Annotated in this window: 15 protein-coding genes; 14 read left to right on the forward strand and 1 reads right to left on the reverse strand. The window is 73.2% G+C overall.

Annotated features, from left to right (window positions below; translation table 11 throughout):
- Positions 1-16 precede the first annotated feature (16 nt).
- Positions 17-691, reverse strand: coding sequence for a hypothetical protein (locus IE182_RS05630; protein WP_190108507.1), 675 nt, complete (start codon positions 689-691; stop codon positions 17-19).
- Between the two features lie 475 nt (positions 692-1,166).
- On the opposite strand from IE182_RS05630, the gene IE182_RS05635 reads away from it, so the two are divergent.
- The 14 genes from IE182_RS05635 to IE182_RS05700 all read left to right on the forward strand — a co-directional run bounded on the left by IE182_RS05635 (position 1,167) and on the right by IE182_RS05700 (position 21,646).
- Positions 1,167-2,564: an NHL repeat-containing protein gene (locus IE182_RS05635; protein WP_190108508.1), complete on the forward strand. Its 1,398-nt coding sequence runs from the start codon at positions 1,167-1,169 to the stop codon at positions 2,562-2,564.
- Positions 2,565-2,605: 41 nt separating this feature from the next.
- Entirely contained in the window at positions 2,606-4,144 is a 1,539-nt protein-coding gene (locus IE182_RS05640; RefSeq protein WP_190108509.1) for an NHL repeat-containing protein, read from the forward strand.
- A 26-nt stretch (positions 4,145-4,170) separates the two neighbouring features.
- Entirely contained in the window at positions 4,171-4,563 is a 393-nt protein-coding gene (locus tag IE182_RS05645) for a hypothetical protein (protein WP_229844601.1), read from the forward strand.
- Positions 4,560-4,724: a DUF6760 family protein gene (locus IE182_RS05650; protein WP_190108510.1), complete on the forward strand. Its 165-nt coding sequence runs from the start codon at positions 4,560-4,562 to the stop codon at positions 4,722-4,724. The genes IE182_RS05645 and IE182_RS05650 overlap by 4 nt, the downstream gene beginning before the upstream one ends.
- Positions 4,725-6,581: 1,857 nt before the next feature.
- Entirely contained in the window at positions 6,582-7,019 is a 438-nt protein-coding gene (locus tag IE182_RS05655; RefSeq protein ID WP_190108511.1) for a phage tail protein, read from the forward strand.
- A gap of 64 nt (positions 7,020-7,083) precedes the next feature.
- Positions 7,084-7,791: a CIS tube protein gene (locus IE182_RS05660; protein ID WP_190108512.1), complete on the forward strand. Its 708-nt coding sequence runs from the start codon at positions 7,084-7,086 to the stop codon at positions 7,789-7,791.
- Positions 7,788-9,563, forward strand: coding sequence for a VgrG-related protein (locus IE182_RS05665; RefSeq protein WP_190108513.1), 1,776 nt, complete (start codon positions 7,788-7,790; stop codon positions 9,561-9,563). Before IE182_RS05660 ends, IE182_RS05665 begins: the two co-directional genes overlap by 4 nt.
- A gap of 22 nt (positions 9,564-9,585) precedes the next feature.
- Positions 9,586-10,011, forward strand: coding sequence for a GPW/gp25 family protein (locus IE182_RS05670; protein WP_229844602.1), 426 nt, complete (start codon positions 9,586-9,588; stop codon positions 10,009-10,011).
- A gap of 8 nt (positions 10,012-10,019) precedes the next feature.
- Entirely contained in the window at positions 10,020-12,089 is a 2,070-nt protein-coding gene (locus IE182_RS05675) for a baseplate J/gp47 family protein (RefSeq protein ID WP_190108514.1), read from the forward strand.
- Positions 12,090-12,112: 23 nt separating this feature from the next.
- Positions 12,113-12,640 (forward strand): phage tail protein, encoded by a 528-nt coding sequence (locus IE182_RS05680; protein ID WP_190108515.1) that lies wholly within the window; start codon positions 12,113-12,115, stop codon positions 12,638-12,640.
- A 25-nt stretch (positions 12,641-12,665) separates the two neighbouring features.
- Positions 12,666-15,830 (forward strand): baseplate J/gp47 family protein, encoded by a 3,165-nt coding sequence (locus tag IE182_RS05685; protein ID WP_190108516.1) that lies wholly within the window; start codon positions 12,666-12,668, stop codon positions 15,828-15,830.
- A gap of 16 nt (positions 15,831-15,846) precedes the next feature.
- Positions 15,847-19,554 carry a hypothetical protein gene (locus IE182_RS05690; protein ID WP_190108517.1) on the forward strand — a complete coding sequence of 1,236 codons (3,708 nt, stop codon included), beginning with the start codon at positions 15,847-15,849 and terminating at the stop codon, positions 19,552-19,554.
- Positions 19,551-20,207, forward strand: coding sequence for a Pvc16 family protein (locus IE182_RS05695; RefSeq protein WP_190108518.1), 657 nt, complete (start codon positions 19,551-19,553; stop codon positions 20,205-20,207). The genes IE182_RS05690 and IE182_RS05695 overlap by 4 nt, the downstream gene beginning before the upstream one ends.
- A complete protein-coding gene (locus tag IE182_RS05700) occupies positions 20,204-21,646 on the forward strand; it encodes an ATP-binding protein (protein ID WP_190108519.1) in 1,443 nt (480 codons plus the stop codon). The genes IE182_RS05695 and IE182_RS05700 overlap by 4 nt, the downstream gene beginning before the upstream one ends.

Below are 21,646 nucleotides of genomic sequence, written 5' to 3' on the forward strand. Positions count from 1 at the left end.
ACGAGGGACATCCCGGTCAGAGAAGTTCGGCGGGAAAGCCTGAGGGGACCGGCACGGTCGTCCCGGCAGGCGTCAGTGTGCCGGTTCGCTTGTCCTTCTTGACGTAGCGCGCCGTGTGGTCGAACCCGTCCGCCACGTGGTAGTCCGGATCGCCCTTCGCGTTCGACCGTCGCCCCTCGGCCGTTACGTGGAAGCGCACCCCATACCAGTGATCGGCCGTCGGGTTGTCCTGTGCGTACCGCATGCAGGCCCACAGCATCTTCTTGAGCGGTTCCTCGAAGCCCCTGTTGAACTGGCTGTTCGTCGCAGACGTCATGGGTGTGAGGTTGCACGACGTGCCGGGTCCGCCGAGGTGGTCGTTCCAGAGGTGCCCGCGGACCCAGCCTCCGCCGTCCCGGGCGATGAGGGCGTTGACGACCGTGCACTCCTTGGGGTCGGGCGGTGAGCCGCCGTAGCTGCGCTCCGGGGCCCGCGACCCCGGCCCCAGCGTGACGTGCACCGACCGGCCGCCGCCGGTGCGGTCGAAGGTGCCCCAGTCGGGCCCCTCCCACACGACCTCGTTCTCCCAGCGGCCGAACGTGGCCGTGCGCGCGGGCCGGACCATGCGCTGGACGACGAGCGGCGCGGGTGGCGCGCCGCCGATCAGCCTGCTGACGGCCGCGTTCCCCGCCCGGGGCTGCAACGCCGCCACGGCCCTCAGAGGTGACGGGGATTCCGTCGCCGCGGACCGCCGTGACGGCCCGGGGGAATGCTCGCCCAAGTGAACGCGATCGCTCCGGCGCATGATTCCTCACCCTCTCGCGGCGATGCCCGAAGACTGACCGATCGCATTTCTTCACGCAATGGGCAACCGGCGAATTCTCGCCACGCGGTCGGCACTCCCGCGAAAAAACGTTTCCCGCACGACCGAATACGGAATGTTGAACTCCATCTCTTCGGCGAAGGGCACGCCCACTGAGCACATCCGGCGAAGTGGCCAGAAGGCGTGAACCCCTGTGCTCTTGCGGTCTGTTGACGGGTGCAGCCGAGCCGCTAGCATCGGTTTCCACGCACCGCTGTTCTGGCAAGTGCTTCCGGCACTGTCCAGCACGTCATTTCACCGGCGACGGTGCGGTGCGACGCGAACAGCCGTGAACCGCAATCGGAACGGATCCGGAGGATCGCACATGCCCATCACCGAATTCCCGATCGACCAGTCCGGCGGCACCCGGGTACCCCACTCCATTACCGTCGGCCCGACCGGCACCGACGGCCGCCGCTGGTTGTGGGTGACGACCGACAACAACGCCCTCGTGCAGATCAGCAGGAGCGATCCGACCGCGCAGACCGCGCACACCGACCTCGTTCCGCAGTACACCGCCGGAATCATCAAGGATCCGACGGACCGGAAGGTCGTCTGGTTCGCCTCGCCGGCGGGCCCGCAGGATTACGACCCCATCTACGAGTTCGACATCGACCGACGCAAGATCATCAACAAGCACAACCTCCAGGACGACGCCCGCGCGCAGACCATCACCAGCGTACGGTTCAAGACCAGCGACAGTCCGTCGGCCCCGGTCAAGGACTACATCCTGTTCGCCGAGCCCGTGCACACCAACGTGGGCTTCGTCGAGGTCGGCCAGGACGGCGCGAATTACCACTCGATCCCCACGGGTACCGACGAATTCAACACATGGCTCTGGTCCGTGGCGGCCACCGTCAACGACCCGGATACGCCGACGAAGTACACCTACTGGGTCACCGGGCAGGCACATGACAGGCCCTACAGGAAGACCAACGGCCTGTACTGGTTCACCCCGGCCGACGAGGGCGCGCAATGGAGGCGAATCCCGCTCCCGAGCGGCGGCAGCCAGGTGCCCATTCACGTCATCTCCGGCCTCATCCAGGACGGCACGGACAAGAATCCGTACCTCTGGATCAGCGCGCGTAATCCCAATCAGATCCTGCGGTACGACATCAAGAACAGGTCGTGGAAAACGAGCTCCACCATCAACGGTGAGCCACGTCAGTTGGCATTCGGCCCCGACGGCAACATCTGGGTGGCCGGAACCGACAAGATCTACTGTTTCGAGAAGGACGTCTCCCGTCCCCCCGTCCCCACCCCCTCACTGCCCTCGGGCAGCGAGGCTTACGGGATCTGCATCGACGAGACGAGCCAGGTCATCTGGTACACCAACCGCAAGACGAACAAGATCGGCAAGTACCCGATCGAGACCGAGGGCAAGTCCTCTTTCGGCAAGACCCAGATGCTGATCCAGCCGGTCAAGAGCATCATCCCGGGCTCCGTGGCCGAAGTTCCCCTCGTCGCCGAATTCATGGCCGACGCCAGCCCGACCCCGGGAATCCCGCTCACCTGCCGGATCGTCTCCCAGGAGGCGACGTTCCTCGACGGCCGCCGCGAATGCGTCATCGAGACGGACTGGACCGGCCAGGTCGCCTTCCCCGCCGTGCAGGCGGGCAAGGCGGAGGAGGACGTCGTCCTGAAGATCGGCTGGGGTGAGAACGAACCACCCACCACCGTGGTCCTCCACGTGCGCAACGAGCCGGAAGACGACGAGGCGTAACCCCCTCGTACCCCCCATCGCGACACGAGAGGAGCCCGGCTGTGCCGTCCGCACACGGCAATACCTACGACCTCACGGGGAACGCCAAACCCGTGGCGCTCGCCTACAACCCCACCGACAGGAACATCTGGTTCATCACCGCCGACGCGAAGATCGGCCGCTTCGCGCCGCGCAGCCCCTACGAGAGCAAGGTGTTCGAGCCGATCTACTCGGGGAAGAAGGCCGAGGACCTGGCGCTCTGGGACCAGGCCGTCTGGACCTACATCCACGACGACGCGGCCGGCCACGCCCTCGCGTGCGCCAGTGACGGCCGCTACGCGCTGCACAGCTCCGGGCAGGCGGCCGCCACCCGCGCCATGGCCCTGGGACCGGACAGCAGCGGAGCCCGGCGCATCGTCGCAACGCTCGACGGCAAGGGGGCTCTGCTCTTCGTCGACACCGAGGGCGGGGTCTCCTACTCGACCGACCACGGCAAGCCGCTGCACGGGCTGGCCATCGACAGCAGCAACCCCCAGGAGTACTGGGTCAGCTGTCCCGACCGTCACCACGTGGTCCGGTTCGACGCCTCGGTCGGTGACTTCGACCTCTCCCCCATCGACTTCGGGGCCCAGCTCAGGCCGCAGTCCATCGCGCTCACCGGGACGGGCGGCAAGGCGCTCTGGGCGACCACTCCGGAAGCCAGGATCATCCGGTACGACTTCGACACCAAGTCGCACCGGGCCATCGACATCCCCGCGGTCGCACACCGCGTCTACGGCCTGCCCGACGGCTCCGCGTGGTTCACCATGCCCACGGGCGACGCGGTCGGCTACTTCGCCCCGGGCGCGACGGACCTGACCGGGACCATCTCGACCGGCAAGGGCACGGGCCCGTCGAGCCTCGCCGTGGACTGGGACGGGACCCTGTGGATCGGGCTCGCCGGGACCGGGCAGATGTTCCGCGTCTCGAAGGTCCAGCTCACCCCGCTCTCGGGGCAGGGACAGCAGGCGGTCGTCGGCACCCCGTTCCCCAACCCACTGCAGGTCAAGGCGACCAGGCTGGACGGCAGCCCGGTGCAGGGAGCCACGATCACCTTCACGATCAAGGGCGACCAGGCCCGGTTCGAGGGCGACAAGCCCACCGACACCCGGACCACCTCGGTCGACGGCACCGCCACCAGCGCCGTGCTCCACGCCAAGCAGGTCGGGGAATGCGACATCTCGGCCATGTGGGAGCAGGAAAGCGCCTTCACCCGCTTCGAGAACATCACCGTCATCCCGACCGTGGGACCCGCCGACCACACCCGCTACCTCTCGGGCGCCGGCCAGGAGACGCGGCGCGGCACGGAGTTCCCCGAACGCCTCAAGGTCATGGTGGTGGACGCCAACGGCGCGCCCGTGGCTGCCGACGTCACCTTCAGGGTCGTGGACGACGACCTGGCCTCGTTCGACGGCGGTCCGATCGTGGTCGTCCCGACTGACGGGGCCGGCGTGGCGGTCTCCCCGGCCCTGACGGCCGGCTCCGAGGCCGGGCGCGTCCGGGTCGAGGCGTGGGCGGCGGACACCTCCGCCGGAACGGTGTTCCGCGAGCGCGTGCTCTGACGACGGACCGGTAGACAGGAGAACCGATGACGCAGCAGACCCCCGGGTTGCAGACCGAGTTCGACTTCGAACTGCCCTGTGGGTACGTCGACGGCGACGGCACCGTCCACCGCCGGGGCCGGATGCGCCTGGCCACCGCGCGGGACGAGCTGGCGCCACTGATCGACCAGCGGGTGAAGGAGAACCCGGCGTACCTGGGGGTCGTGCTGCTCAGCCTCGTCATCACCCGGCTGGGGAACGTGCCCGAGATCCACGCCGGCGTGGTGGAGTCGCTGTTCGCCACCGACCTGGCCTACCTCCAGGACTTCTACCGCCGGATCAACGGGCTGGAGGGCGACCGCGCGGTGGCCTGCCCGTCGTGCGGGACGGCATTCGCGGTCCCCGAGCCCGTGCCCGGTGAACGCCTGGGGGAATCATGACGCACCCCGCCGACCGGCTCCGGGAGGAGGTCGCATACATCGCCTATCACTTCCACTGGGCGTACACGGATCTTGTGGCCCTCCCGCACGAGGAACGGCGCGCGTGGGTGCGGGAGATCGCCCGGATCAACACGACGCTGGCCGGGGACGGGGGCCTGTGATGTTCTCCTGGCCTTTGCGCCGACGGTCACCGCGCCCGGAGCGCACTCCGTCGCAGCACGACCCGTCGCGGCCCACGGCGGCAGCGGCGCCGCGGGCTCCACTGCCGTCGTGGGCCCGCCGGGCGACGCTGCCGGGGAGCCCGCTGCCCGGATTCCGGCGCTCGCTGGCGGCGTGGCAGCCGGTGCCGGACGTGGCCCTGCACGGACGGTTGCTGCCGCGTGGCGTGCGGGTGGGATGCGGGAGAGTGTGCTTCTCCGGCGGGCAGGCGTGGCGTCCGTACGGGGCGGGGGCGGCGGCCCTTCCCTTCGTGGGACTGCCCGAGGCCCCGGTGTCCGAGCACGCGCCCGAGCCTGTGCCCCGGTGGCGCACAGTGGTGCGCATCATGGGGGGTGCGCTCGGTGCGGTACGCGGCCGGGCCGCCGTTCAGCGGTCCGCGGGTGGCCGGCACACTGTGGCGTGCGGGCTCGTACCGTACGGGGGCGACGGTGCGGCCCGCTTCGCCGAGCCCGGCGCGGAGGTGCCGCAGGGGTCGGGGGACGGGCTCGGGCCCGAACCCCTCGGGGGCGTGGCGGGTGGGTCCGTGTCACCGCCCGTACCGGCCGCCGGCCACGAGTACCACGACCACGTACCGACCGGTCGCGGGTTTCCGGAGTTATCCCCCGGTCTCTCCTCCGCGCAGGGCGCGCCCGTCTCCCCTGTTGCCGGGGCAACTCCCCGGCCTTCGGCGCCGGCCGCGGCCCCGGCACGACCCGAGGCCCGGCCCCACGCCGGTCCGCCCCGGGCTCTGCCCTTCGCGCAGGCGCACTCCCCAGGAGGCGCCCCTCCGTCAGCACCGGTACCGGCACCGGCTCTTCGGGCGCCTGTTGCCTCTCGGGGCCCGTTCAGGCCGGCCTCCTGGTCGGTCGCCCCCTTGGGCACACCGGCACCCGTTCCCGACACGGCTGTCGTCCTCCCGGGAGCACCCGCCCCGAACCACCACTGGGCTGGACCCGGGGTAACGCCCGCGCAGGCCGTCGACCAGACCGTCGACCAGACCCTCGCCCGGACGCTGCCCGAACCGACTCCCCAGCTGCCCCTGCCTCCCCCGGTATCCCTCGCCGGCCCTGCCCCGGCGCCCGCACCGGCCACTCCCTCCCCCTCCTGCGCTCCGACCCGACAGCTGAGCACCGCCACTGCCCCGGCACCCCCCGTGCCGATTCCCCGGCCGACGGCCGCACGCACGCGCGCCCTCGGCACCGCCTTCCCCCCGACGTCACCTGCCTCGGTCCACAGGCCGGAAGCCGTGCACGCCGAGCACCCCGGTCCCGGGCCCGTTCCCTCCCGTACGTCCCACGAGCCCGCACCTCCCGCGCCCCGCCTCCCGGCGGTCGATCGGGAGCCAGGAGGCGCCACGGGAATCCACCCCGGCCCCAGGGCGCCGGACGGGCCGGCCGGTGCCGGAACGCCGCTGCCCGTCGCACAGCCCGCCCGGCCGTCGGACCCGCTCCCGCCCCGGCCTCGCATCGGGCACCCCCTGCCCCGTACTCCGTCGACCGCCGTGCGCATCTCCCCCTCGCCCCGGCCCCACAGGCCCGACGGTTCACCGCCGGTCACGTCCCCGGCCCCGGCCACCTTGCCGTCGGCGGTACCCCTCTCCCCGCCGCCTCATCCCGGGACAGCACCAGCGCCACCCCCACCCCCCGACCCCGTCCTCCTCGCCCGTCGGATCGCCGCGTCGCACGCCGATGTGATCGCCCGCGCCGTCCTGCGCGCGCTCGACCTCCCGGGGCGCGGCGTCGACTGGCCGGCACCGTACTGCCCACCCCCGGGCCACGCCCCCCGTTGACGACACCGATGCCTTCCCGGACGGAGCCGCCATGCCGGACCAGGTCCAGCCGTTCGCCGTCAGTTCGTTGTTCCAGCTGACGATCGGGGACAGTTCGCTCGGTTCGTTCACCTCGTGTGAGGGGCTGGGCTGTTCCATGGAGGTCGAGGAGCGGACGGAAGGCGGCATGAACGGGCGGGTATGGCATCTGCCGACCCGGATCCGCTACTCGAACGTCGTGCTCGGCAGACCCCTGACGAAGGACACCGTGCTCATCTGGGCGTGGATCCAGCAGCAGGTGCGCGAACCCCTCCGGCTGCCGGGGCAGTTGGTGGCGCTCGGGCCGGACCGCAGGCCGATCGTCCGGTGGCTGCTGGACGGTGTGCTGCCGGTCCGGTGGAGCGGGCCGTCCTTCGACACCGAGCAGTCCCAACCGGCCCGGGAAACGCTGGAGATCGCGCACGACGGATTCATCGGGGTCACGATCTGACCCTCCGCGACACCAGGCGAGCACAGGCGACAGCGCGCGAACACGACAGAAGGGACCGCCACCGATGGCCGTTCTGCCCTTGGGAGGCAGTCCCGTACGGGCCTGTCTGGTGATCTACGACCCGCCGGCCGGCACCGGCAGCACACCGGGGCCCGAACGCGCCCGGGTCAAGCTGCACTTCAACCCGGATCGCCTGTCCGTCGGCAAACAGGCCCGCTGGGACCGCAGCCGCGCACCGTCCAACGAAGCGGCCGCCAGACCGCAGTTCATCGGCGCCGAGCCGCGGACCATGACGCTGGAGGTGTTCCTCGACGCGCCCGGCAGCGGCGCCGGTGTCCAGGGCGAGGTGGAGACGCTGCTGGGGTGCTGCGCGCCGACGTCACAGAGCGCCGCGGCGAAGCCGGCCTCCGCGCCGTGGGTGCGCCTGGAGTGGGGGCGTTCCCGCACCACCGCCTTTCCGGCCGTCGTCACGCAGGTGAACGCCGTCTACACGCGGTTCGGGACGGACGGTACGCCGCTGCGCGCGGAGTGCTCGCTGACGCTGGAGGAGGTCGGCGGCTCGACGCCGCGGCAGAACCCGAGCTCGGGCGCGGACGGCCCGGTGGGCACGCACACGGTGGTGGCCGGCGACACGCTGCCGGGGATCGCGTGGCGCGCGTACGGGGACGCCGCGTCCTGGCGGGCGATCGCCCGTGCCAACGGGATCGACGATCCGGAGGCCGTTCGCCCCGGAAGCGAGTTGCTGCTGCCCGTACTGGAGGACGGCCGGTGACGGAACGGGCGTACGCGGCCGAGCCGGTGGTCGCCTTCGACGGCGTCACGCTGCCGGAGCAGTGGAGTGAGCGCCTGGCGGCGGCGGGGGTCGCGACGGCGACCGGGCTGCCGGCCACGGCGTGGCTGCGGTTCCGCGACCCGGAGCACCGGCTGCTGTCGGGGGTGCGCGTCGCCGTCGGCACGGCCGTGACGGTCTCGGTGACCGCCGCCCGGCAGCGGACCCGGACACCGCTGTTCGACGGCGAGGTCACCGCGCTGGAGAAGGAGGTCGGCCCGGACGGCGCCTTCACCACGGTCCGGGCCGCCGACCGGGGCCACCGGCTGACACGCGGCCGCCAGGTGGCGGCGTACGTCGAGACGACCGTCGCGGAGGTCGTCGCGCGGGCCGCCGCCCGGCACGGTCTGCGGGCCGGCCGCGTCGAGGCCGACGGCGGCCGCGTCCGGCACCTGTCGCAGCCCAACCTCACGGACTGGGAGCTGCTCACCCACCTCGCCGACCAGCAGGGTCTCCATCTCTCCGTCGAGGGACGGACGGTGGAGCTGCGCCGGCTCGCCCCCGCCGCGCAGGCCCCCGCGCCGTCGACCGGCGCCGACCGCAGCCCGTACGTGCTCCAGTACGGGGTGAACCTGCTGTCCCTGCGGACGGGCGTCACCTGCGCCGGGCAGGTCGGCGAAGTGGAGGTGCGCGGCTGGGACCAGGCGGCCAAGTCCCCCGTGACGTCCCGGGCCCCGGCCGCCGCCAGCGAGCGGCTGCGGCTGGGGACGACGCCCACGGAACTGGGCAGGCCCTTCGGCGACCGGCCGGGGCTGCTGGTGGCGGGACGCCCGTACACCACCGCCGCGCAGGTGGACGCCGCCGCCCGCGCGCTGGCCGACGAGACGGCCGCCGCGATGGCGGACCTGGAGGCCACGGTCGCGGGAACTCCGGAGCTGCGCGCGGGGGTGCCGTTCACGGTGAGCGGCACCGGCGCGCCGTTCGCCGGGCAGTACACGGCGACGGCCTGCCTGCACACCTTCGACGGCGAGCACGGCTTCCTGACCCGCGTCCGGGTCGGGGCGCTGCCCCCACCGGTCGTGCCGTCCCCGCCGCCGCTGTGCGGGACGGGCGTCGCGGTGGGGATCGTGACGGACGTCCGCGAGCCGGGGCAGGGACAGCGTGGTGCCGTGCGGCTGAAGCTGCCGTGGCTGTCGCAGGAGTACGTCACCGACTGGGTGCGCACGGTGCAGTGGGGCGGCACGGACGGTGGGGGCGTGGTCGCGCCGGAGACCGGGGACGAGGTGCTCGTCGGCTTCGAGCACGGCCGACTGGACCGGCCGTACGTGCTGGGCGGACTGTACAACGGGGTCGATGCCCCGACGGACCACGGTCTGCCCCTGGTCGACGCCGGTACGGGACGGCTGAACCGGCGGTCGGTCACCTCGCGGGCGGGCGACCGGCTGGAGCTGCTGAGCGCGGCCGAGGGCCCCCAGGGCGTCCGGCTGAAGTCGGGTGACGGGAAGCTGACCGCGCACCTCGACCGCAAGGAGACGGCGATCTGCCTGGAGGCGGGCGAGCTGCGCCTGCGGCTCGACGCGCGCTCGGGGACCGTCACCGTCGACGCCGGCACCTCGGGCACCGTCGTCATCAAGGCGGGCACAGTGCGCATCGAGGCGGACGGGCCCGGCGACCTGACGCTCACGGGCAAGAGCGTGACCGTCGAGGGAACCACCCAGCTCACCCTCAAGGGCGGCAAGACAGAGATCACCGGCACTCCCGTCGACATCAACTGAAGGACCGAAGGACTGAAGGTAGGTGAGCGAAGTGGACCCCCTTGAGAGCCGCATCGGCGACATCATCGGCGCGGGCTGGGCCTTCCCCGGCGCCCTCACCCCCTCCGGCGAGGTGGCGCTGGCCACCGGCGGCGACGACGTGGCGCAGGCCATCGGCCTCGTGCTCGGCACCGCGCCGGGAGAGCGGCCGATGCGACCGGAGTTCGGCTGCGGCATCCACCGGCTGGTCTTCGACCCGCTGGACGCCGCGACGGTGGCGCGCGCCGATCTGGAGGTGCGCCGGGCCCTGGAGCGCTGGGAGCCGCGGATCGAGCTCGACGAGCTGCTGTTCAGCACGGACTCCGCGGACGAGGGCGTGCTCTACATCGACGTCCGCTACCGGCTGCGGACCACCAACGAACCGCGCAACCTCGTCTTCCCGTTCTACACACTGCCCCGGGAGGGGTGACGGCCCGCATGCAGGAGCTCCCGGTCCCCGACCTCGACGACCTCCGCTTCCAGCCGATGGTGGACGCGGCCAAGCGCGCGCTGCCGTCCCGGTCGCCGTCCTGGACCGACCACAACGTCTCCGACCCCGGTGTCACGCTGCTGGAGGCGTGCGCCGGACGGGTGGACGCGCTGGTCTACCGCGCGAACCGGATGACACCGCGGCAGCGGTCCCGGCTGCTGGCGCTGATGGGCATCACGCCGATGGCGGCGGTGCCGTGCCGGGTCGTCGTCCGCTTCGCCGCGTCGGGCGTCGAGCAGGACGTCCCCGCGGGAACCGAGCTGACCGTTCCCCGGGAGCGCCCGTTCGTCCTCCGCACGACGGCTCCGGTCCGGGTGCCCGCGGACGGTTCCGCGACGGTCGGGGCCGTCGAGTGGCCGGAGACGGTCACCGAAGTGCTCGGGACGTCCGACGGCACCGCGGGGCAGCGGTTCGCCCCGTCCCGCCGGCCCTGGAGTCCGGCCGCGCCCACGCCGGTTCCCGCACCGTCCCCGGTCACCGAGGTGACGGTGGGCGGCCAGGTGTGGCCGGCGGTCGCGTCCTTCGCCGGGAGCGACCGTCAGACGCCCTGTTACTGGTGGGACGACGCGGTGGGAGAAGTCGTCTTCGGCCCGCTCGTCCCCTTCGCCGACGGACCACGGCGGCTGGGGGCCGTCCCCGCGCCCGGGACGCCCGTGGGCGTCACCTACGTGGCCTGCCGGGGCACACGGGAGGCCGTCTCCCCCGGCACGGAACTCGTCGGGGAGACCCCACCGGCCGTGATCGAGGAGGTGGTCGCGCCCGGCCGGGACGCGGAGGACTGGCGGCAGGCGCTGGAGCGGGCGGCGCTCGGGCTGGCGCCGCCGCGGCGAGCGGTGACCGCCGCCGACCACGAACGGATCCTCACCGAGCAGGCGTTCACCGTCGCCCGCGCCCTGGTGCTGGACAGCGTGCGGCCAAAGGACCCACGGGTGCCGAACGGGCTGCGCCCGCCGGCACGGCCGGACACCGTCACCGCGTGTGCCGTGGCCGTGCACGATCCGGACCGCGCCGTCCACTACTTCGTGGACGCGGACGGGAACGTGGCACACCGGCAGGCGTTCCTGGGAAGCGGTCCGCACCTCCCCGGTCCGACCGAGGACGATCCGCCGGCCTTCGCGGCGAAGCGCCTCGACGCGGTGCTCGAACTGGAGCAGGACGTGTCGAGGTTGTGGTTCTCCGACGACCTCTGCGCCTGGACCGCGGACGCCGACCCGCAGAAGATCGCCACCGAGTTCCCGGGCCTGCCCGACCCGTTCCGCGCCGGCGTGGACGCCGTCGCGGCCCTCGCGCACAGCGACAGCGCCAGCGACTACGAGGTGTTCTTCTTCCGCGACGACAGCTTCTACCACCGGCGGTTCACCTACGACAACGGCAGGCTGCGCCCCTCGGGCGGGCGCGGGGTGCGGTCCCTGATCGCGGAGTCGTTCCCCCACCTGTCCCCGCACTGCGCGCGGAAACCCGACGCGGTGGTGACCGTGAACGGGGTCTTCTCCTTCATCAAGGGCGCCCGGACCGAATCCACCCTGTGGCTCCCCGAGGACGCGGCACTGCGCGTCCTGCTCGTCCCCCACCTCCCCGCCGACCCCGCGATCCCGCTGCGGGACGCCGACCTGGACGTGACCGACGCCATGCTCGCGGAGGCCGGCGCCCTGCTGGACGGCGCCCGGCTGCTCGGCGACCGCCTCCACGCGGCCCGCCCCGACTACCGGCCCTTCTCGGCGCGCGCCCGGATCCGTTCCTGGGCCTACACCCCGCACAGCGTCGAGGAGACGAAGGCGGCGGCCGGGCGCGCCCTGTACCGGTACTTCCACCCCACCTCCGGCGGCCCGGCCGGCAGCGGCTGGCCCTGGGGCCGCCGGGTCCACGCCAGTGACGTCCTCGCGGCCCTGGAACCGGTGCCGGAGGTCCGTACGGTCCTCGACGCGTCGGTGGTGGGCGACGGGGACGCACCGGTCGTCGAGGTGCCCGACAACGGGCTGGTGCTGCTGACGGCCTGCCTGATCGACGTGACGGACTGACCTCCCGGAAGGAGCACCGCACCGTGTCCGATGTCCCCCGGCCACCGACGCTGCCCGCCGTGTACGCCGGCGACCGCGTCGCCCACGCCTTCGCCGCCGGCATCGGTGCCGCCCTCGCGCCCGCGCAGGACCGCCTGGACGGGCTCGCCGAGGTCCTCGACCCCTGGACGGCTCCCGCCTCCTTCCTGGACTGGCTGACGCACATCACCGCCGCCCGCGTCGAACCCGACTGGACCGAGCTGCAGCACAGGACGGCCGTCGCCCTCGCACCCTGGCTGGCCGCGCACCGCGGCACCCGGCACGCGCTGCTGCGCGAGGCCCGGGAGATCTACGGCTGGACCCTCGACATCCAGGACCTCGGAGGCGTCTTCACCGGCGACCAGCGACCGCCTGCGGGCCGGATGCTGACCGTGACGCTCGCCCTCGGCGACGGGGAGGACCACCTGACCGCGGAAGGCCGGCTGACCGCGGAACGCCGGCTGACCCGGCTGGTGGCCGCCCACTGCCCCGCACACCTGCCCTTCAAGACCGTGGTCACCGCGGACCACTGACCCGCTTCGCAGGGAGCCCCGAAGGATGACACCGTCACCCCCCGCCCACGACGGACGCGACCGCGCGGACATCGTCGCCGACGCGGTCCGCGCGGTGCGCGCCGCCCTGCCCGCGTGGACGGGACGCAACCCCGCCGACCCGGGCCGGGCACTGATCGAGTCGTGCGCCGACATGGCCGAAGCGCTGCGGGACCGGGTCGACCGCGCACCCGACCGGCACCGGCTGGAGCTGCTGGGCCTGCTGGGGCCACGGCCCTACCCGGCGGCACCGGCCCGCACCGACGTGCTGTTCCAGCTCGCGGCGCCCGCGCCCGAACCCGTCCGCATCCCCGTGGGGCTGGAGGTGGCCACCAGTCCCCCGGCCGGGGCGGGCGAACAGGTGGTCTTCAGCACCGCGGCCGAGGCCGTCGTCAACCCGTGCGTCCTGGTCGCGGCGGGCCGGTTCGCCCAGCGGGGCGCGGCGGGCGGCGCGGTGCAGGGGACGCTCGTGCCGTTCACCGGGGAGCCGGACGGCGGCACCTTCGCGGGGCCGCCCTTCCACCTCAACCTCCCCTCCTACGAGGACGTACCGCCCGGGGACGACCAGCCGCCGCCGAAACCCGACGCCTACGCGCTGGTCGTCTTGTCGGTCGCCGTCCCCGGCACCCGCATCGCCCTGGACATCACGCCGGACGGGGCCTTGGACGACCTTGGGCCCTGGGAGGCGTGGCAGGGAACGCACTGGTCGGCCTGCCACGCCTCCCGGTCCGCCGGCCCGGACGGCCGGATACGGGTCACGCTCGACGTACCCGCCACCCACGCCCCCGCCCGGCTGCTCCTCGACCCTCCGGAGGACGACGCGCAGACCCGGCAGCTGCGCGACGTCGGCCTCGTCCGGCTCGCACCACCGGGGACGGGCATCCGTACGCTCGCGCTGGACCCGGCCCTGTCGGTCACCGTGCCCGTCGTGCAGGCCCGGGTCGTCCTGGACGAGGAGCTGGGCACCGCGACCGGCGCCTGCAACGAACGGCTGCGCTTCGCCCACCCGCCCATGCTGCGCGCCACCGACACCCTCGTGGTCGAGGCCGTCGAAGCGGGAAGGACCTTCCGCTGGACGTACGTGCCCTCGCTCGCCGGATCGGGGCCCGGCGACCGGCACTTCACCCTGGACGCCCGCAGCGGGGAGGCCGTGTTCGCCCCGGTCGTCGGAACCGGCCGGGGGGCCCTGCGGTACGGCGCGCCCCTGCCCGCGGGAGCCACGGTCCGGGCCCCGCGCTATCTGACCGGCGGCGGCGCCGGGGGCAACGTCCCCGCGCGGACGATCACCGTCCTGCGCACCCCGCTGCCGTACGTGTCCGCCGTCACCAACCCCGCGCCCGCCACCGGCGGCACCGATGCCGAGACGCCAGCCGAGTGCGCCGAGCGGCTGCCGCTGGGCTCCCCGTTCCCGGAACGGGCCGTGACACCGCACGACTACGAGCAGCTGGCCCTTGCCGCCTCGGCCGGGATGGCCCGCATCCACCACGTGCGCACGGACGACGACGGGAGTCTGGATCCGGCGCGCAACTACGCCCTGGCCCGGCCGGCCGTCACCACGCTCCGCTTCGTCCTCGACGCGAGGACGCCGTCCCTGCCCAAGTACACCGAGGTCACCACGCGGGACGACGGCGTGGTGTTCACCACGACGGACGAGGCCACGAGGGCCGCCACCCGCATCGCCGGCGTGGCCCGTCTGTTCCCCGATCCTCGCGTGACCGGGGCCCACGACGTCCTGGCCGCCGGCGACTACCTGGCGAACGGGCCGGTCAGCGGACCGTACCGCGCCGGCGCCCAGGTCACCCTGGCGCTCGTCCGCCTCCCCGCCGACACCGACCTCGCCCACCTGACCCTGTGGGTACGGCCGGACCGGACGGTCGGGGCCACGGACCGGATCGCGCTGTCGGTCTTCCTCCCGAGGAGGGGCGTCCCGTGGTGGGACCCCGGCATCCCGGCGGCCTACGCGTGCGCGGCCCCCGCCTCCGTGACCATCGGCGGCGCCCCGGCGCTCTCGCACCCTCTGCGGCTCGGCGGCTCCCCTCGCTGGAGGCCCACGGTCGACCGGCCCGCCGCACGCGTGGACGACGCCGTGGCGCGCCACGGCAACGACTACCCCACGGAGGACGGGGTCTGGCTCGCCCTCCAGATCCGCGACCCGAAGGCCACGGACGCCACCGCGTACACGATCGCCGTCGACGACGGCGCGACCGGCCCCGTGACGGCCCTGCAGTACTCGACGCACTCCGGCGCCTCGGCCTCGACCGGTGAGGAGGAGCCGGGCCAGGTGATCGCCCTGATGACGCCGCAACTGTGCGAGCCGCTGCCCACGACGGTCTCGGTCGGCGGCGAGGACTGGTCCGTGCAGACCTCCTTCGAGCATTCCGGGGAGGCGGACGAGCACGTGGTGCTGAACGCCGCCACCGGGCAGGTCCACTTCGGTCCGGCCGTTGCCGACGGCTCGGGGCGCAAGGTGCAGCACGGCAAGATTCCTGAGCGGGGATCTCCTGTGACAGTGGCCGGTTACCGCTGCACAGCGGGCGGGAAGGGCAACGGCATCCCGGCGGACACGGCCTGGCGCCTCCCCCCGGGTGTCGTGTCGATCCGCAACACCGCGTCCGGCCAGGGCGCGGACGGCTTCACCGACACCAGCGGCGGCACCTTCCAGGCCGGCGTACGGCTGAAGGTCGTCCCGTTCGTCACCGCCGACGAGCACGGCTGGTTCCCCTTCCCGATGCTCACCCCCACCCAGGACGCGTGCGACACGGTGCAGCGCTCCTTGCGCGCGCTGCACCCGGCGGGCGTCCCGGTGTGGCTGGAGACACCGCACTACGTGGGCATCCGGAGCGAGGCCCACGTCGTGCCCGAGGACTACCTGACCGCGACGGAACGCGCCGCCCTGGCCATGGCGGCCGAACGCGCGCTGTACCGCTGGTTCAACCCGGTCGACGGAGGCCCCGACGGCAAGGGCTGGCCGCTGGGGCGGCCGGTGTACACCGGCGAGGCGTACCGCGTCCTGGAAGGCGTGCAGGGCATCGCCCGCGTCGACTCCGTGGTGCTGCACGGCTCCGACATGAACACGGGGGCGGCTGTCGGGACCACCCTGCGGATCGACTGCGGTGACGAACAGACCGTGTACTCCGTCGAGCACCGCGTCACCGTCGCCGAAACTCCTTGAGCAGAGAGGGCACTTCATGGACGGGAAAGCCGGAGCCGGCCGGTGGCTCCTCGCCCTCGACCGGGCCTTGGACCACGTCGTCATGGCGGAGCCGGGGGCGGACGGCACGCCGGGCACACCGGTCCAGGTTCCCGTGGGCAAGGGTCCGTGTGCGCTCGCGCTCGGTGCGGACGGCGGCCGTGCCTATGCCGCCGGGTACGACGAGGGCACCCTGTCCGTCCTCGTGCCCGGCGGCTCCGCCACCACGGTGCAGCTGTCCGGTGCCCTGTGCGCGGTGGCCGCCGGGCTCTTCGCCGAGCAGGTCTGTGTGGCGTCCTGGACGGACGACGTGGTGCACGTCCTGGACAAGGACGGCAACGGCGGCCGCACCGTCCAGGTGGGCGGTGGCCCGTTCGCGCTGGCGGGCGCACCGGGGGGCCGGTGGGTGTGCGTCGCGCACGACAAGGACGAGGGAGCGGCCCGCCGGCTGGACGTGGTCGACGTCGGCACACCGGGTTCGCCGAGGACGACACCGGTCGCCATGGCTGCGCCCGTCCGCGCGGTGGCCGTGTCCCCGGACGGGAGGTTCGGTTACGCGCTGTGCGCCGGGACCGGTGTCGTGGTGGTGGACCTTTCCCGTGCCACGGTGACGACGTCCCACGCCGTGGGCCCGGGCCCCGCCACCGTCGTCGTCGGGCACGACCGCCTGTGGATCGCCGACCAGGAATCCGCCGAGCTGTGGGTGGCCGCGCTCGACGCCGGCACCGGAGAGCCGGGGGCCTTCACCGCGCTCCCGGTCGCCCGGCGCCCCTCGGCGGTGCTCCTCTCCCCGGACGGCACGGCGGCCCACGTCCTCAGCCGGACCACGGGCGTGCTCAGCGCGTGCTTCCCGACCATGCCCGCCGCCCGTACCGACGTACCCGTAGGCGTCCTGCCCCCGGGCCTGGCGACCGACCCCGACGGGCTGTTCGTGTACGTCACCGACCAGGCGACCGGGAAGGTCCTCACGCTCCGCGTGGGGCCGGCCGTCACGGGCACGATCGGCACCGGCGACGTCACCAAACCCTTCGCCACGGGAGTGACCCCCGACGGGCGGTGGGCCTGCACCACCGACGCGTCGGGCAACCGGGTCGCCCTCGCCGATCTCGACGCGGGCACGCACCGGGACACCATCGCCCTGCCGTCCGGAACCACGGCGTGGGGCATCGCCATGGGCCCCGCCCTCTCCTGCGTCACCAGCCCTGGCACCGATCAGCTCCTCACCCTCCGCCTGGCCGGGAGCCGCGACTTCAGCGGCACGCCCACGGTGACGGTGGAAGCCACCGCCCTGGCGAAGGGCGCGCAGCCGCACGGCGTGGCCGTCAGCCCGGACGGCCGGTACGCCGTGACCGCCGACTCCGGTGCGGGGACCGCGTCCCGGGTCGATCTCAGGGGCGGTTCGTACACCCTTCGCAAGGACGTCGTGAAGTGCGAGATTCCCCTCGGCCTGGCGATCCGGAACGACACCCTCTACGTCGCGGACTACGTAAGCCAGGAGATGGACGTCCCCAAGGGCCGGATCAGCGTCCTCCGGCGCGCGCCCTCGGGCTGGGCGTTCGACCACGCCATCGACAAGGACCAGGGGCACTTCACCGGACCGCACGAGATCGCGCTCTCGGCGAAGGGCGACCATCTGTACGTCACCAACTACGACAGCCGCGGCGGCCGGCCCACGAAGGTCTCCGTCCTGCGGTGGAACGGCAGCGCCTGGGAATTCGGGCAAGGAATCGAGCGGGACGATCTGACCAATCCACACGGGCTGGCACTGTCCGGTGAAGACCCGCAGAAGAAGGCGAAGCTGTACGTATCCAGCGCCGGTACGGGCAAGGTCGCCCAGTTCACCGTCACGGACAGCTCCCACGTGAAATTCGATTGCTGGCTCACCATCGAGCCGAGTAACGACCTGCCCGCTTCCCTCGCTCTGTCCCCGGACGGCGCCTATCTGTACGCGACCCACTTCGCAAAGGGCCTGGTCTACGGAATCACCGTCCCCCGGAGCTCCGACGCCGCCATGACCGCGGTGGGCGATCTGACGGTCAACGGCGTACGCGGCATCGCATGCCGCGGCACCGACACCCTGTACGTCGTCAACGAGAAGCGCTCCGGCGCGGCCGGCCTGACCACCGTCACCCTGGACGACACCCGGCTCCGGGCAGCCTCCGTATCCGAGCCCCAGCCGCTGACCGACCACCCCTGGACGATCGTGGCCGGCGACGACGACACGCTCTACATCGCGGACTACACGCTGCAGGAGGTCGCCGTGCGGGGCAGCGGGGTCACGCCCATCCCCGTCACGTCGTCCGACGACTCCCGCCCGTGGGAGGTGGCCTGCACCCCGGACGGCGGCCACGCCTACGTCACCGACCGTTCGCTCAAGGCCCCTTCCGTGCACTGGGTCTCCCTCACCACCGCGCAGAAGACGGCCACGCTGCCCGTCGGAACGGACCCCGTGGGGGTGGCCTGCGCCCCGGACGGGCTGCGCGCGTACGTGGCCTGCGCCGGTGACCGCTCCGTCTCCGTCCTGCGCCGGCGCCCCGAGCTGACCGCCGACTCCCTCACCACGGCCGACCCCGCCGTCCCCCTGTCCCTGGCGGTGCATCCCACGGCCCCGTACGCCTACCGCGTGCACCACGACGCGCTGTGCCCCGTCAGTCTGGTCGGCACCGGCGAGGGACAGCACCTCGCCGTGCCGGGAAGGCTGTGCGATGTCGCCGTCCACCCGGACGGCGCCTTCGCGTACCTCCCCGGCACCGGGAATCAGGGCGAGCCCGTGCTCCACGTCGTGGGCCTGGAGAACCCCGCGACGCCCACTACGGGGAACGCCGTTGCCCTGCCCGGGACGCAGACGCCCACTGCCCTCGCCCTGCACCCGTCCGGCATCCACGGCTACGTGACGGGCGTCCTGAACGGCGCGGTCACGCTCTGGGCCCTCGCGCTCGCCACCCCCGCAGAGCCCACGGCGGCCGGCGCCTTCCCTCTGAGCCTCCCCTCCGTCCGGAGCATGGCCGTGGCTCCCGCCCACCTCTACGCGCTCACCGCCGAGGGCGCGGGCGACGCGGCCCTGCACGTCCTGGAACTGTCCGCCACGTCCGCCCCACCGGACGCGCCCGTCGAACGCCCGCGCGCCAAGCTGTCGCTGCCCGGCCGTCCCCGGTCGATCCGCGTGCACCCGCTCGGCGGCCACGCCTTCGTCAGCACCGACGACAAGGGCGTCCACCTCCTCGACCTCACCGACCCGGCCCGGCCGCAGCTCGTGGGAACGGTGCCCGCCGACGCCGGGGCCGCCGCTTTCCGGCCCGACGGCCCGGGAGCGTTCCTCGCGCAGAAGGACCGGATCCGTGGTCTCGGGCTGGGCACCCCCGACGTGCTCCCGGGCCCCTGGGTGTTGCCCGGAAGCTGCGCTCCCCGGCGGCTCCTCGTCTCCGCGGACGGCAGGTCGGTGTATGTCACCGGCGAGAACAGCGGCGACCTCCACGTGCTCGACGCCGCGAGCGGCACCGTACGGCACACCGTCGGCACGGGCACGGCGCTCGCGGGCCTCGCCCTGCGGCCCGGGACGGCGGGCCGGCGGCTGTACGTCGTGGACGAGGGCGCCCCGGCAGCCCTCGTCATGGCCGACATGGCCGAGCACGCTCCCGTCGGCACCGCCCTGGAGGCCGGCATCGACCTGCGGCAGGTCCACATCGTGAAGGGGACGTCCTCGTGATCGACATCGTCGACAAGGCACTGGAGAAGCGTGTCAAGCAGGACCTCAAACCCATCGAATGCCCGATCGACTTCCGCCCGCCGTCCGGCGGCAAGGAACCCGGCCGGACCATAGGCACGGAGACCGTCGGCATCTACCTCCACGACATCCGCGAGGACCTCGACCGCCGGCAGACGGGACTCGTCCAGCACTACAGCATCCCGACCGGCTCCCCTTCCGGCAAGCCGGTCAAGACAGCCCACCACGACCCGCCCCGCTACGCCCGGCTGTCGTATCTGATCACGGCCTGGGCCACGAATCCGAGGGCGTCCCACCACATGCTGGGCAAGCTGCTGACGGGGCTGTCCACGGACCGGGAGTTCGAACTCGACCTGCCCGAGAAACTCGTGGACATGGGGCTGTGCGCACTCCTGGAGGTCGGTCGGCCGCCGGCGCACGACCGGGCCCTGCAGGAGCTGTGGTCCGCCGTCGGCCACGCGCTCGTCCCCGCCCTCCACGTCACCGTGACCGTCCCCCTGCTGAACTTCGTCGTCGAGGACTACCAGTACTGGGTCACCGAGCCGCTCGTCCTGGACGTGGAGCTGCCCCGCGCGGACCCGCCCCCACGGTGGGAGAAGTGGCCGCCGCGGCCGGACGGGGACTCACCGTCATGACGACGACCCCCATCCGGCCGTCCGCCCCCGCCGACGCCCTCCTCGCCCGGCTCGACCTCCTCCGCCACCGGGTCCGGCGGGCGGTCGCCGCCCGCGCCGAGGACGATCCTCAGCCGCTGGACGACCCGTTCCGCGGCCTCTACGTCTCCGACACGATGGCACCGCACCTCTTGCGGTCCGTCCCCGGCCCGCTGCCGCCGGACGACGACGAGCAGCGGGCCACCGAAGACCTGGATGCCGCCGAACGGGCGGCCGAACAGGCCGGAGCCGTCCTGCCGCTGCGAGCCCTCGGACTGTCCCCGCTGGAGAACGACCTCCTCCTGGTGGCCCTCGCCCCCGACCTCGACCCCGGCTACGAGCGCTGCTACGGCTACCTCAACGACGACGTGTCCCTGCGCCGGGCCACCGTCGGCCTCGCCCTGCACCTGTGCGGCCTGCACCCCGGAGAGCCACGCGGGCGCGCGGCCCTGGACCCGGCCGGACCGCTGCGCGCGGGCGGCCTGCTGGAGGTCGAGGATGCCGGACGCCCGTACCTCACCCGCTCGTTGCGCGTCCCCGACCGCGTGACGGACCACCTCCTGGGCCTCCTCGCCGGGCCACCGCCCCCGCCCGCTACCCCCGAGGACCCCGCGCACCGGCTGGCACGCCGCATCCGGCCGGCCGTCGGCTGGGACGACCTGGTCCTCCCCGACCGCCCCCGCGCCCTGCTGCGCGACCTCGTCCGCCGGGTCCGGCACCGCGAGCGCGTCCTCAGCGAGTGGAGGATGCGCCCCGGAGGCGGGCGGGGCCGGGGCGTCAGCGCCCTGTTCAGCGGTCCGTCCGGTACGGGCAAGACGCTCGCCGCCGAGGTCGTCGCCGCCGACCTGGGGCTGGAGCTGCGCGTCGTCGACCTCTCCGCGGTCGTCGACAAGTACATCGGGGAGACCGAGAAGCACCTCGAACTCCTCTTCTCCACGGCCGATCCCGCCCGCGTGGCGCTCCTCTTCGACGAGGCGGACGGCGTCTTCGGCAAGCGGTCCCGGCCCGTGGACGCACACGACCGGTACGCCAACACCACGACCGCGTATCTGCTGCAGCGCCTGGAGTCCTTCGACGGGCTCACCGTCCTGACGACCAATGTGCACGACCACATCGACTCCGCGTTCCTGCGCCGGCTCGACCTCGTGGTGCCCTTCGGGCCGCCCGGAGCGGAGCAGCGCCGGGCCCTGTGGGACCGCTGTCTCGGGCCCGTTCTGCCACGCGCGCCGGAGCTCGACCTGGGGTTGCTGGCGGACGCGTTCGAGCTGCCAGGGGGTGCCATCCGCTGCTGCGCGCTGACCGCGGCCTACCGGGCGGCGGAGACAGGCCGTCCGGTGGGCACCGGCGACCTGCTGGATGCCGTGCGGGACGAGTACGTCAAGCTGGGGCGGTACTTCGACGAGTCGGTGCTGCCGGGCTGA

This window comes from Streptomyces cinnamoneus (genome assembly GCF_014650495.1).
Lineage (GTDB): Bacteria > Actinomycetota > Actinomycetes > Streptomycetales > Streptomycetaceae > Streptomyces > Streptomyces cinnamoneus.